The organism is Singulisphaera photorubra (genome assembly GCF_045290345.1).
GTDB lineage: Bacteria > Planctomycetota > Planctomycetia > Isosphaerales > Isosphaeraceae > Singulisphaera.
In genome coordinates this window covers 9,999,815-10,014,643 of the sequence record NZ_CP155447.1, presented here as the reverse complement: position 1 = coordinate 10,014,643, position 14,829 = coordinate 9,999,815, and the positions used below count along the sequence as shown (strand labels likewise).

Sequence of the window (14,829 nt, the reverse complement as noted above, 5' to 3'; positions counted from 1 at the left end):
CGCCGGTCAGCGAATGAGGTGGTCGCCAGGCGCGGCCGCAACGGCTGAAGGCGCTGCGGCCGAACGTCGTTCCAGCCGCCAGAGTCCGAGGTCGCGGCACCACCCGGTGATCCGCTTCGGCGGCGGGCCGGCGGTGGTCAGCGCCAGGTCGTACCGCACCAATGACTTCGCTGCGAACTCGAGGGAGGGCTGCACGTTGTGGGTCAAGAGGTAGACCGGTCCCTGGTGTTTCCGGACCAGGTCCAGCACCTCCCGCTCCATGGCCAGCGGTTCGTCCCCGGCAGTCCTCATGATCTGCGGGCTGTCGATCCGGATGTATCGCATCTCCGGGGGGAGCTCGGCGACGACGGCCCCGAACGGCTCGGGACTCGCTTGCTTGCCGTACGCGATCATGAGCACGATCCCGTTCTTGGTCGTCGCTGCCTCGAACTTCGGGATCTTGAAGTCGAGGTACGTCCAGTTCCAATCGCGGCGGCCAAGGTTGGTCATGTCGATCCCGGCTGAGACCACGATCAGCACGGCGGCCGACGCCACCCAGACCCGCCGCCGACCCCGCAACAGGTCCAGCAACAGCAGCACACAGACCAGCGGCGCCAGCAGCTTGACCGGTGTCAGATACCGCACGATGCGAAACTGCAAGTACCAGACGACGTACGACGCGACGGCGAACACCACCAGCAGCGATGCGTCGGGCGAGAACGGCCCCTTCAGCCGCTCTCTGACCGCTTTCGGCGACCGCCAATCGGTCCCCATTGCCAAAAGCAGCCTGCCCAGTCCGGTCAGCAGGAGCAGGACGCAGGCGATCGCGAGCCGGGGATCGGCCGAGGGGACCTCCGAGAGCAATTGCTTGTTCTGCGCCAGGTAAAACGGCACGAGTAAGTGATCGTACCACCGGAAACCGGCCGACACCCGGTGGTACGTCATGTTCTGATCGGTCCAGTAGGGCGACTTGAAAATGGTGTTGTACAGCGGAAAGATCGGGTTCCCGTAGCGCACGTAGAGCTCGGACATCCAGAACCCGTTCGTGAGCAGAAGGCCCGGCACGACCCCGGCGGCGAACGCGGCCGCGAGGCCCAGTCTCCTCCTCCAGCAGACTGGCGAAGCCAGCAGAGCGAGTGTCATCCCGACGGCATAAGTGGCCGACGTGAGCTTGAACCCCGCCGCCATTCCGATGAGTCCTCCGGCCAGTACCGCCAACCACCCAGCCCTGATCGGACTGACGTCATCCCCCCGGCCCACCAACCTCACGACCACCAAGACGGCGGCCAGCACGAACGAGGTCAGCAGCACGTCGTTCCAAGTGGTCCCGAGTTGGGCGAGGAACATTGGCTCGCAGACCCCCGCGAAAGCGCAGGCGGCCGCCAACGGGATGCGGCCGGCTCGCAACGCGTCCAATCGGCCGAGGACTTCGTACGCGATCCCGAACAACAGAGTGACGGCCAAACCGTGCACCGCCCCGAAAATGAAGCCGCCCCAGACCGGTCGGACGTTCCGGACCACGAGGTAATACGCCACGTCAAGCAGGGGATTGAAGTGCGTCTCTTTGTCGGCCACCGCGAAATCGAAGCCGTGTCGGTGATTCAAGAAGGCGTAAGCATTGTAATAGTGGTAGTTAAACAGGTCCCAGCCGCAGTCCGCGCCGAAGTGGACCGACGCCAGGCCACACGCGACCATCGATCCGATAATGAACAGGTAATGCCTGACGCCCCTCTCGACCGGCCTCATCCCCGCCCTCGCCAACTCCCGCCGGAGTGCAAGCAACCCGAGCGCGATGATCGCCGCCTGGGTCATCAGGAAGGCCCTCCTCGTGTTCAACCCGGTCGCCACGAGCCCGAAGAACTCAGTCAGCCCTACGACCACCAGGACCGACAGTTGCGCGACGAGGATACCGACTGCGTCCGTCTCTCCCCGCCGTCTACCGATCCTGACGGCTGCGGTCAGGCAGAGTGGCATCGGCGCAAACAGTCCGACGACAGCGGCCAGGATCAGCTTTGGACTCCGTAGCAAGGCCAGGGCATACGATTCCGGCGGGAAGGGCCAGATCCCGTAAGGGTTGTGATAGATTTTGAAGCCGACTATGCCGAGTAGCGTAAGCGGCAATAAGCACGCTATGGCTATCCTTACTTTAGACATTCTGTCACTTCCTCCCCTAGCCAGCCCAATCGACCCTTGCCATCCTGGCATTCGAGTCACACTCACCGCCTCCATGCCGTTCCTATGGACCGATCTGGTGGACCTGCCTTCCAGCCGAGAGAGAAGGTGGACGAACAAGTTTGTCGCGCATGGTGAAACGTGGCATTTGACGTATAAGGGAGGTGTTTGTAACCAATAGCGCTTTAGTCGCATAGCTCAATTCCATCTCGGTATGACTTCGGGTTTAGGTGAATCACAGGCCTTGGGGATATTCCGGACAATAGGATCCATGAATGCGTTGGCCAAGTTTCCGTAACCCGGCGCCGCGTGGAGTTCCCGGCGATGCGGCCTCTACCGACATACACTCAATCTTGCCCGATCACCCGATTGACTTCGTTGCTATGCTCCCAAACGCGAGTTTCGCCTCCGGCTAACTGACGCGGAGTCATTGAATCTGCAGTTTCAACACAGACTGGAAGTGTTTGCTCGTGTTGATTTTGTTGCGATTGAGTTGACTCACGGAAAGCATTTTGTCGAGTGGTAAAATAAGTGAAATTTGATGAAGCGGTAGCGTGAATTAATAAGTGATGATGCTGATTTGTGCAGTGTCTGTGTATTGAAATGTATTGTAAGCCAGGCTCCGACCGATGCCCGTTTTGGCTAAGTCCAACGGGATCAAGGCCATCCTCCCAGCCCCCACTGCCCCTCAGTTTGCTCGGTAGCTCCTCCAACCTCCCCATGAGTGCGCCTTCCTTGAACTCGCTGCGTCCGGCGGAGCGCGATCGGGATCGAAGCCGAAGACACGATTTCATGGCTCCGCTCACAACAGCCCGGCCCAAAGAGATCGCCTCGAAGAAAACCCCGCTCGCGCTGAATCGCGAAACGGGGATATCCTTGTCGAGCCACACCAGGATCGGGTCATCGGACGCGATGTTCGGTCTGCCACACGCCTTCGCTCTCAGGTGTTAGCTCACCGGGTTCGGCTTGACGCCGATCACCTGTCCGGATAGCGTGAACCCGATAGGACTTTGCATAGCAAAGCTGACAGGCCCGGGGCCAGTTTTTGCGTTTGAATGGTTGATGACGGCGAGGCGGTGGCAGACGTACGAGATGCGATCGATGACGGTGCTGCTGTTGCTCGGGCCGATGTGGATCGTGTGGAACGAGGCGACGGCGACAGGTGAGATGACAATCGTGCAGCAGGTTTGGATGGGCAGGGCTTTGTTCGGCACGACGGCTATGATTCTGCTTGGTAAGCGTTCACGGTTACGTCACGACCACCAGAACACCCTCGCTGTGCAAGGCTACGCCAGCATAGAACGACCGCAGCCCCTCGAAGTATCCAATGATCCGGTCCCAGGTCTGTTCATCAGCCCGATCCGCCCAGTACTTGTAGACGCCTTGCCGCTCCATCTCCGTGGGAGAGTAGGCCGAACGGAGATGCGCGACGGTCTGCCCTTCGAGCCAGGCCGCTATCTCGCCCACCTCGGCGGGAGGCGTGTAGCGAATCAGATGCCCCTGCCCACCTCGAATGTGTTCGGGGAGGCTCATCCCACCGAGGATCGACCTCCTGCCCAAGTCGGCCCCGCCAGGCTCGCCACGTCGCCGACCCTCGGAGAGCAGGTAGTGGAGCATGTCGAAATAGCGGTCGAGGGTATAGATCCGGCCTTCGATGCCCGGGTGCAAGCGGTTCATCTCGTCGACTTCCGCCAGGAATTCGGCATCGAGGTCGCCGTAGTTGTGACGCCATCGCTCCCGTCCGAAATAACCGGGCGATCCCAGATACTCGACGAATGCCCGGTCCGATAGGGAACGTTTCAGGAGGTGGCACCCGTCGGCGACCGCCACGTACCACATTTCCATACCCATAGGATCGCTCCGGATCAGTATCGCCGAACGGCTCAGGTCGCCCCGAGAGTCATGATACCAGGGATGAGCGAGGGTGCGGGGCGACGGTCGAGCCTGGCGCGGAAACACCCGGTCAGGAGCTCCAGCAGGTACCGTTCCTGCTGACGGCAGGTGGCCATTTGGCACTCCTGCGGTGCCATCCCGACAAGATTCCCTAGATTTTCCAGGGTCACCGACGCTGTCGGCTGAGTTACGAAACGGACCGCGAGTCCTGTTACCTCCCTGTAAGCGAAGTAAGTCTCAATGTGCGAGCGGTCACCAACGTGACGAAGTCGTTCACTTCCGAACCGCGTTCCAGGCAATCGCGACCGTGAAATCGAAAACGGGCCGCCGATCTCTCAAAAGTTGAGGATCGGTGGCCCGTCTGTGTCCAAGTTATTGGGATGTTCAAGGCTTCTCGATCAGCTTCGGCTCGGCCGGCACACTGGGCGTTGACTCGATGATGATCGGTCCCGCGCCACCCGGAGTTACCTTGACCTCCGTGGTCACGGAGGGCGACGTTTCGATAACGCTCGGGATCGGGCTTGCCTGGATTACCCTGGCTCCCTTGGCCACAGCCAGTTCGTCAGTCACGCTGGTCACACCCAGTGTGTTCTGAGCCAGGTCCACTGCACGCAGCCTCACGACTTCGTCAGTCACAGAACCACGGAGGACGATCGCCCCGCCCGGCCTCGACTCGACGCGCAGGGCCGATCCCACGAATTGCTTGTCCCATTCGATCCGTCTGACGACCCGGTTCAGCATCTCGCGTTCCTGAACCGCGCTCTGTGCTCGCGCAACATCGGTCTCCACTCGTGAACGAATGTTCTTGCCGGTGGCGTCCAGGGCCCGTCCGGCTCGTCGCAACGGTCCGTCCTGGGCAAACGATGTCGAAGCGATCAGCGCGAGAGACAGCAAGGCGGTGGCAACGGAACGGATCATGATCGGACTCCAGCGGGTGTATTGGGTTGACCGGACTCACGGACAAGGGGGCGAGTCGGACGGGAGTTGGCGACCACATAAAGCAACCAACGTGCCAACGGGAAGTGATTGCCGGGCCAATTTCCCACTGAGATCCATGGTCGACGGCGTTCAGTCCCACCGCTGGTTTGGAGGCTTCGTTCGTTCGCCTCTCCCGTGGAGGGGGAATGTACCCGATGGATCGAAACCGTGGCAGCCCGACTGACCCGGACAACCACGTCGAGGAGTCTCTTCAGTCCGTCGAGCCCGCTTCGCGTTGAGAAACAGGGGATCCCCGGCCGGGCGTTTTACCCGAAACCTGGAGTTTATCCCTGGATAGACCACGGTCGGGAAGGCCGTCAAACTATCTTGCCCTTGTCCCTTCGCAGGATGCTCGCGGGTTCAGCGCCACGCCCCTGCGAGAAACCAGGTCCTGCCCCAAGAATCACCCGAACCGTATTGGTCCGATTGCATTCGGCGACGTTCGGGGATCCGAACTGAAGATGCGCCAGGTTGCGGGTGGCCAGGACGACTCGCTCGCCCCGACTGACGACGACTTAAACGAGGTCGGCCGCGAGCAATGGGATGATCAGGTGGGCAAAATTTAACATTATTGGCTTCTCCAGGTGCCCAGGGTGGGGCCGTCGTCGTCCAGGCAGGTGTGGCCCGCCGACTGCGTCAGTGGGCGTTGACGGCGACCATGCCCCCTGGGCCCTCCACCGTGGCGGGGCCTGGATCACCTCGTCCACGCCGGCGAGGTGAGTAACGCCAGGCGGCCGTCGCAGAGCACCGTTACGCTGGGCTCGCGATGCTCCACTTCGGCCAGGTCGATCCCGACGCAGGGCGGAAGCTCGCGGTGAGGGCCTTGAGCTCCCTCAGCTTCTGGTCGGCCATTCTCCCCAAGTCGACGGGCCGAGGCGAACTGAAGACGAATATGGCAAGGCCAGGTTCACCCCCGACTAAGATTGGGGTCGGGACGAATGGTGCAATAACTCGCTCGCTTATGCAACGCAAGACGCGATAAAATGCTTGAATAGTCAACATGAAAAGTTGTTGTGTTGAGAAACGAATTTGGTTGACCCTTGCTTGGTGAGTTGGCCATACTCGTCCTTCACGACGGCCCGTCGGTGGGCCATACCCGATGCGGGGTATCATTAAAAAGTTTTGGGGTGCTTACACCTCTGTATCCGCTCAATTCGTATGGCATTCGGCCCCAGTTCTCGAAGGGGAGCGCTGAGGGCGGTGCTCTACGGCATCACTCGCTTCGTCGACGCAAGTTTGTCGGCGGGTGGCTAGATCGTCTCGGCTCACCAAGACAACCGTAGTTCTGGCGGCATGTCATACCCCAAGGACCCTGTAGGTCTGGTCCTCGGGGGCCCGTGTCTTACGTCGTTCGGCAGAGGAGTTCGGCCAGCATGTTACATCCCACCTCGTATCGCTCCGGATCGAAATCACGCCGGCAACGCTCGCGACGTTCCACGGTCGCTCCAGTTCTCCAGTGTCTCGAAGAACGTCGCTTGCTCAGCGTGGCTTCGGCCGATGTGTTCCGCGCCCAGTTATCGAACGCTACTGACTTCGCAGCGCCCACCACTGCAGCCTATGTAAACCTGAAGTATGCGAATGTCGACGCGAATTCCACCGGGCTGGTCGTCCAGTCGGACGGTTCGCTTTTGGTCGCCCAATCCGGGCTCTACACGATTGCGGGCGACTTCGATTTCATCGCCTTCCCTGGATCCAATTATGTCCCAACGCAGATTCTCGTTAACGGGGCCGTGGTTGATCTCTCCCTGGCCACTTCCATCAGCGGGCAATGGAACATGGCCCACTTCGGGCTGACCCGGCAGTTTCAGGTCGGGGAGATCGTGCAGATCCAGACCCGGCCCGACCTCATTTTGGCGATGGACAATGGCCCGTGGAGCAACCTCGATGTCGTCAGGCACAACATGGTTGGACAGTCCCCCACGGCCAACACGTTCCGTGCCCAGTTATCCAACGCCTCCGAATTCGCGGCGCTCTCCACTCCAGCCTTTGAAAATCTTAAATATGCGAATATCGAACATAATTCAACAGGTCTTGTCGTTCAGTCGGACGGATCGCTTTTGGTCACCCAGGCTGGGCTTTATACGATAGCAGGAGACTACGTCTTCGTCGCCTCCGGTTTTAGTTATGTCACGACGCAGGTTCTCGTCAACGGGGCCGTGGCTGACCTCTCTCTGGCCAATACCACCAACGGGCAATGGAATACGGCCCACTTCGGGCTGACCCGGCAGTTCCAGGCCGGGGAGAGCATCCAGATTCAGACTCGGCCCGATTTTATCTCGGCGTTGGCCGACGGCCTGTGGAGCAACCTTGATGTCGTCAGGCACAACACGGTCGGACAGTCCCCCTCGGCCAATGCGTTCCGCGCCCAGTTATCCAACGCTACTGACTTCGCAGCGCCCACCACTGCAGCCTTTGTAAACCTGAAGTATGCGAATGTCGACGCGAATTCCACCGGGCTTGTCGTCCAGACGGACGGCTCGATTTTGGTCGCCCAAGCCGGGCTCTATACGATTGCGGGTGACTTCGATTTCGTCGCCGCCCCTGGTTCCAATTTCGTCCCGACGCAGATTCTCGTCAACGGGGCCCTGGTTGATCTCTCCCTGGCCACTTCCATCGGCGGGCAATGGAACATGGCCCACTTCGGGTTGACCCGGCAGTTCCAGGCCGGGGAAATCGTGCAGATTCAGACCCGGCCCGACCTCATCTTGGCGATGGACAATGGCCTGTGGAGCAATCTCGACGTTGTCCGCTACAACGTTATAGTCGTCAACGAAGCCCCGGTGGCGAGAGACGACGCTTATACCACCAGTGAGGACACGACGCTGACGGTCGTCTCCCCGGGTGTCCTGAGCAACGACACTGACGCTGACGGCGGTTCTCTGATCACGACCCTCGTCTCCGGCCCGGCGCACGGAACCGTGTCACTCAATAGCAACGGCTCGTTCACATACACTCCAGCGACCAATTACAACGGACCGGACAGTTTCACTTACAAGACTAACGACGGCAGTCTCGATTCCGGCAATGCGACGGTCAGCATCACCGTCACCGCCGTCAACGACGCGCCGGTGTTGTCGAATGTTCCCCCGGCCGTGACGATCAACGAGGCGGAGCCGTACAGCTTCACTTCAACCGCCGCTGACATCGATTCCCCGACGTTGACTTTCACCTTGGTCGGCGGGCCGCTGAACGCCTCAATCGGTGCTGCGAGCGGCGTGTTCGCCTGGACGCCGACCGAAGCCCAGGGGGCTGGGACCTACTCCTTTAAGGTCCGTGTCAGCGATGGGACGGCGACCGCCGACGCCGACATCACAATCACGGTCAACGAGGTCAACGTCGCCCCGGTCGTAAGCGGAGTGCCGACCGAGATGACCGTCCCCGAGATGCAGGCTGTCAACTTCACGGCCACCGCGACCGACGACGATGCCCCGGTTCAAAGCCTGGTGTTCTCTTTGCTCGGTGCGCCCTCGGGGGCCTCAATCGGCGGATCCAGCGGCGTGTTCACCTGGGTCCCCGGGGAGGATCAGGGCCCCGGGACCTACACCTTTACGGTACGCGTCAGTGACGGGGTCATTCAGACCGACCGTCCGATCACTCTGCACGTCACCGAGGTGAACCAGGCCCCGGTCCTGGTCATCATCGGCGACAATTCGGTCGACGAGGAAGGCACCCTGAACTTCACTCTGGGCGCCGCCGATTCCGACCTGCCGCACAACGCGCTGGCCTACTCGATTCAGAGCGGTTACCTGCCTGGGATGAGCCTGGACGCGACCAGCGGCGTGTTCACCTGGACGCCAGCTGAGACCCAGGACGGTCTGTACAGCGTCGTCTTCGCCGTCAGTGACGGCGTCGGCGGAATGGACACCCAGACGGTGGTCATCACCGTCAACGAGGTTAATCAGGCTCCCGTCCCGGCAAATCCTGGCGACCAGTCGGTCGCAGAAGGGAGCACACTGGTTTTCATGCTGAACGCCACCGACGGCGACCTGGTCAACCCGAACGAGATGCCGAATCCTCTGACCTACTCCATCGTCAACGGCGGCCAGTTCGGCATGTCGCTCGACCCTCAAACAGGAACCTTCAGTTGGACGCCCGATGAGACGCAGGACGGCGTGTACGACCTGACTTTCCAGGTGGACGACGGCGAGGGAGGGGCGGTCGAGCGGACAATCACGATCACAGTGGCGGAGGTCAATGCGTCGCCGCTAATTGGAGTAATTGGTGATTTCGCAGTAAATGAGAACACGTCTCTGGATTTCGCGATCGTAGGCAATGACGCCGATGCCGGGCCTGGCGCCAGGAACACGTTGAGCTTCTCGGCCACGGGTCTCCCTCCAGGCGCAACGCTCGACAGCAGCACGGGTGCCTTCCACTGGACACCGACCGATGACGGCATCTATGAAATCGTGATCACGGTGGACGATAACGGCACGCCGAGCCTGAGCGACACAAAGTCGTTCCGGATCACGGTCGCCAATGTCTCTCCGTCGGTGTCGATCACTGGGGCGCCGGCGAGCGTCGGCGAAGGCACGGTCGTCATCCTGGGAAGCGTGGCCAGCGACCTGGCCGGGGCCGCCGACCCGCTGACGTACGCCTGGAGCGTCACCCGCAATGCCTCGCCGTTCGCCCTGCCGGTCGGCACAGTGACCGCTGCGGCCGACTTCTCCTTCACGCCGACCGATGACGGGTCGTACCTGGTCACGCTGACTGTTGGTGACGGTGACGGCGGCTCGGCCACCGCCACCAAGTCGATCACCGTCAACAACGTGGCACCGACAGGTACCTACAACGCACCGACTTCGGTCGTCTACGGCTCGGCGATCGGGGTCAGTATCACGGGCGAGTTCGACCCGTCGATCACAGATATCGCAACGACTCTTCGCTACAGCTTTGGCTACGCTACCTCGAATTCATCCCCACTCGCTGGTTCGTCCTACGGCAGTAGCAGCACGACGGCTTCAGCGAACTTCTCATCGTTAAACTCCGGGATCTATTACCTCTTCGCCCGAATCATCGACCACGATGGAGGGTACACCGAATATAGTTCGGTCGTGACGGTGAACCAGAAGATCATCACACCGAGCATCACGGCCAATTCCAAGGTCTACGATGGGACCATCTCAGCCACGCTGACCTCGCAGGCCCTTTCCGGTGTCCTTCTCGAGGATCTCGGACAGGTCGTCCTGAATGTCGACGCGGTCAACTTTGGTGACGAGAACGCCGGTACCGGCAAGATGGTCACGGCCAGCGGCCTCTTCCTCTCCGGTGTTGCCGCTGGCAATTATGCTCTCTCCTCATCTCTGGCTACCACCATCGCCGACATCACGCCGAGGAACCTGTGGGCGTCGATCAGGCCGCAGACTAAGATCTATACCGGCTCGAGCAGCGCCACGCTCACTCCCGCCGACTTCGTCCTCTCCGGCCTGGTCGGCGCCGAGGGCTTCACCGTCACCAAGACGTCAGGGGCTTACTCAATCTCGGATGTCGGTTTGGGCACAGTCGTTGCGAACCTGGCGGAGGCCGACTTCGCGGCAGCCCCGGGCACGTTGGCCAGTAACTACACGCTGCCGACTATTGCCAGCGGGCTGGGGCAGATCACGGCCAAGACGTTGACGCCGTACATCGCGGCGAACCATAAGGCCTACGACGGCGGCACGACGGCGACGCTGAGCACCCAGGCGGTCACCGGCGTGGTCCCCGTAGACACGGCCGACGTCAGCCTGACGGTGACGTCGGCTAATTTCGACACGGCGAGCGCAGGCACGGGCAAGACGGTGACGGCACTTGGCCTCGCTCTAAGCGGCGCGGCGGCTGGCAACTACACGCTGGGCACGACGACCAGCGTGTCCACAACGGCCGACATCAATCAAGCGATACCGACGGTCAGCGTCACGAACAACGGCGGGACCTACGGCGGCTCGGTCTTCGCAGCCACCGCCGCCACGGTCGCTGGCGTGGATTCCACCACGCTCGCCAGCTTCGGCGACCCCTCGCTAACGTACCACTACTACGCCGGGATCCTGACCACCTCGTCGCAAATTGCCGCCGCCACCGAGCTCTCGGGTGGTGCTCCGAGGAACGCCGGCCTCTACACGGTGGTGGCGCATTTTGCCTCAGCCAATGCCAACTACACCAGCGCCGACTCGGAGCCAGTGAGCTTCATGATCGCCGCCCGTGCCGTTACCATCACGGCCGACGCCAAGAGCAAGACTTACGGCGATGCCGACTCGGCGCTGACGTACCAGGTCACTAGCGGCTCGCTCGTCGCCGGCGAGGCCTTTACCGGGGGCCTGACGCGTCAGGCGGGCTCCAATGTCGGCATCTACGCGATCCACCGGGATTCGCTCGCAATTTCCAGCAACTATGCCATCACCTACGTCGGGGCTGAACTGACGATTACCCCGCGTACCCTGCACGTCACCGCGAGCGCGAGCCAGAAGGTCTACGACGCCAGCACGAGCGCAATCGTAACCCTCTACGACGACCGCGTCGCCGGCGACATCTTCACAGAAACATATGCAACTGCCGCATTCGCCGACAAGAATGTTGGTACCGGCAAGACCGTCATCCTGAGCGGAATCAGCATCAGTGGTGGCTCCTCAACGAATTACACCTTGGCGAATACCGTCGTCACCACCACCGCAACCATCTCCCCTCGCAGCCTCACTGTCTCCGCGACCGGCTCGAGCAAGACCTACGACGGCGATGCCACGGCCAGCGTGACGCTCTCCGATGATCGTGTCACGGGCGATGTCCTGGCCACCGTTTACGGCTTGGCCAGCTTCTCCGACAAGAATGTGGGTATCGGCAAATCGGTATCGGTCAGCGGCATCACGATCAACGGCATCGACGCGGGCAACTACGCGTTCAACGCGACGACCGGCACCTCCGCGGACATCACGACACGGCACATCACCGGCAGCTTCACGACCTCCAGCAAGATCTACGACGGCACGACGTCCGCAGCGGTGCTGACGCGATCCACCGTGGGCGATGTCGGCGGTGTTGTGCTCATTGGTGGCGCGGCCACTTTCGCCGACAAGAACGTCGAAAACGACAAGGTAGCGACTCTGGTCGGTGCCACCCTGATGGGCGACGACGCCGCAAACTACGTGCTCGACTCTGTCTCCACCACCACCGCCAGCATCAGCGCCCGTACCCTGACCGTTTCCGCCATCGCCAACAACAAGGTCTACGACGGTGCCACGATCGCGACGGTCACTTTGAGTGACAACCGCGTCTCCGGCGATGTCATCGTCGACAGCTACCTCGCGGCAACCTTCGCCGACAAGAATGTTGCCGCGAACAAGGCCGTCTCGGTCGTCGGCATCGGACTCAGCGGCACCGACGCCGGAAATTACACGTTTAACACCTCCACGAGCACTACCGCCGAGATCACGTCGCGAAGCTTGATGGTGTCGGCTACGGGCGTAAATCGGGTTTACGACGGCACCACGGGGGCCACGGTAGCCCTGTCGGACGACCGCCTCGGCAGCGACGTGGTGACGACCGGATACACGACGGCCGTCTTCACTGACAAGAATGTGGGTGCCAACAAGACGGTATACGTCACGGGCATTAGCATCACGGGCGGGGCCGACGCGGGCAACTACACGCTCGATGGCGTGACCACGACCAGCACCACGGCGGACATCACGGCGGCGACCCTCTCGGTTGCGGCCGACCCTCTGACCAAAGTCTACGGTGCCAGCGACCCGGCGCTGAGCTACGTTGTTAGCGGCCTGCAGTTCGGCGACACCGGGGCGGTCGTGCTGGCGGGCGAATTGACCCGCGCATCGGGCCAGAACGTCGGCTCATACGCCATCAACCAGAACACGCTCTCGGCGGGCGCGAACTACACGATCAGCTTCACCGGGAGCAGCCTCGCGATCACGGCGCGACCGATCACTGTCACCGCCGATGCCAATGGCAAGACCTACGGAGACGCCGATCCGTCGCTGACCTACCAGCTCACCAGCGGTTCACTTGTCTCGGGCGACGGTTTCTCCGGCAGCCTGAGCCGCGCTTCAGGCGAGAACGTCGGCACGTATGCGATTACCCAGGGCACGGTGGCGCTCAATAGCAACTACGCACTGACCTACGTCGGCGCCGATCTCAGGATCAACCGGGCTTATTTGACTGTGACGGCCGACAGCCTGTCGCGTCCTTACGGCGAGGCCAATCCAACGCTCTCCGGCACCGTCGCGGGGATCCATTACGGCGACGCCATTACGGCGACTTACTCAACCACGGCCACTGCCAACAGCGCAGTCGGCACCTACAGCATCACCGTCTCGCTCGCCGATCCCGGTGGCAAGCTCAGCAACTACGAAGTCCTCACCACCCTCGGGACGCTTACAGTAACCCCCCCGCTCAACGAGGTACCCCGGATCGGGTTACTCACCAGCAGTTCGCCCAATGGGCGAGTGGCGGAAGGAGAGTTGGTACTCGTTGCGGGCCTCTTCAGCGACTCAGACCGGCGTGACAAGCACACTGCCGTCATCGACTGGGGCGATGGCACCACGACGACCGCAGGCATCCTGGAGTTGTTCGGTGTCGGCGCCTTGGCCGGCTCTCACAGCTACGCCAACGGCGGGATCTACACGATCACTGTGAGCCTTTCCGACGATTGGAGTTCGGCCTCCAAGTCGACCCAGGTTGTGGTCGCGGGTGCGGTGATCAAGAACAGGGTGCTCTACGTGATCGGCTCCAACGACGACGACAACGTCACGGTCAGCCAGTCGGCCAGCAATCAGACCCAGATTCAGGCGAATTTCCTCCACGGCCAGTCGAAGACATTCTCCTCAACCCTGTACGACTCGATGGTCGTCCTCCTGGGCGATGGTGACGACAGGGCAACGATCGCCAGCAGCGTCGCTAAGCCCGCCATCCTCAGTGGTGGAGATGGAAATGACGAACTCTATGGAGGAAGTGGCAGCAGCATCCTGCTAGGCGGAGCGGGTAACGACAGGCTCGCCGGCGGGTTGGCGCGTGACCTGCTGATCGGCGGCGTCGGGGCCGACCAGCTCACAGGCAATGCGGGGGACGACATCCTGATCGGGGGTTTCACCGCTTTCGACCTCAATGAAGTCGCCCTGGCTGAGATCCTCTCCGAGTGGAACTCGTCTCGATCCTACGCCACCCGTGTCGCCAATCTGAAGGGGCCGGGAACTGGCCCGCGCAACAATGGCAGCACATTCCTCATCGCTGAGGGGACCTCGGCCACCGTTTTCGACGATGGCGCGGTGGATGTTCTGACCGGCTCGGCTGGACTGGACTGGTTCCTCTTCGACGTCGACGGTGACGGCAACAAGAAGAAGAAGGACAAGGCCAACGATTTGGCGAGTGCCTCGGAGATTGGAACCGACGTCGACCAGGCGAGCTGATCCTGGATTCTCATGGGTAAGAAAGCCGTGGTCACCCGGCGCAGCCAATCTTATTGCGAGACGCACCCGCACACCCTGGTAGCACACCGTGTGCGGGTTCACCTCTGCTCCTGGCGATTTCCTGGACTTTCCCAGACCCGACGTTATTGACCACTGAGGACTCGCCTAGTTGCAGGCTAAGGAAGCACCACAGGCGTGGTTCCGGGCAGGAGTCGCTTGTGCCGATCCACCCCCAGTGGGCCGTATCAGCCCACTCGCGATGTCGCGCTATGATCCATTCATGCGCTGTCACCAAACCCGTAAAACCGGGTCTTCTGTACGTCGGAACGCTGCCAGCTTCTGGGGACTCGCGAGATTGCGATTTATTTGAATTACATCGGTGCCGGGCATACTCCAGTTCGAGATTCGTGCCCAACGTTTG

Annotated in this window: 6 protein-coding genes; 1 reads left to right on the top strand and 5 read right to left on the bottom strand. The window is 61.4% G+C overall.

The features are described from left to right. Positions 1–6: 6 nt before the first annotated feature. The 5 genes from V5E97_RS37440 to V5E97_RS37420 form a co-directional block, all read right to left on the bottom strand. Positions 7–2,133 carry a hypothetical protein gene (locus tag V5E97_RS37440; RefSeq protein WP_406696637.1) on the bottom strand — a complete coding sequence of 709 codons (2,127 nt, stop codon included), beginning with the start codon at positions 2,131–2,133 and terminating at the stop codon, positions 7–9. Between the two features lie 965 nt (positions 2,134–3,098). Beyond that, positions 3,099–3,365, bottom strand: a complete 267-nt coding sequence (locus tag V5E97_RS37435; protein WP_406696636.1) for a hypothetical protein — start codon at positions 3,363–3,365, stop codon at positions 3,099–3,101. Between the two features lie 34 nt (positions 3,366–3,399). After that, on the bottom strand, positions 3,400–4,002 hold the full coding sequence (locus V5E97_RS37430) for a DUF1877 family protein (protein ID WP_406696635.1): 603 nt from the start codon (positions 4,000–4,002) through the stop codon (positions 3,400–3,402). 32 nt (positions 4,003–4,034) lie between these two features. Then, positions 4,035–4,160: a hypothetical protein gene (locus V5E97_RS37425; RefSeq protein ID WP_406696634.1), complete on the bottom strand. Its 126-nt coding sequence runs from the start codon at positions 4,158–4,160 to the stop codon at positions 4,035–4,037. A gap of 268 nt (positions 4,161–4,428) precedes the next feature. Beyond that, a complete protein-coding gene (locus V5E97_RS37420) occupies positions 4,429–4,962 on the bottom strand; it encodes a BON domain-containing protein (protein WP_406696633.1) in 534 nt (177 codons plus the stop codon). Positions 4,963–6,395: 1,433 nt separating this feature from the next. Between V5E97_RS37420 and V5E97_RS37415 the strand changes: the two genes are divergently transcribed. Then, the gene (locus V5E97_RS37415; protein ID WP_406696632.1) at positions 6,396–14,408 is read left to right on the top strand and encodes a YDG domain-containing protein; all 8,013 of its coding nucleotides are present in this window, start codon (positions 6,396–6,398) and stop codon (positions 14,406–14,408) included. Positions 14,409–14,829 lie beyond the last annotated feature (421 nt).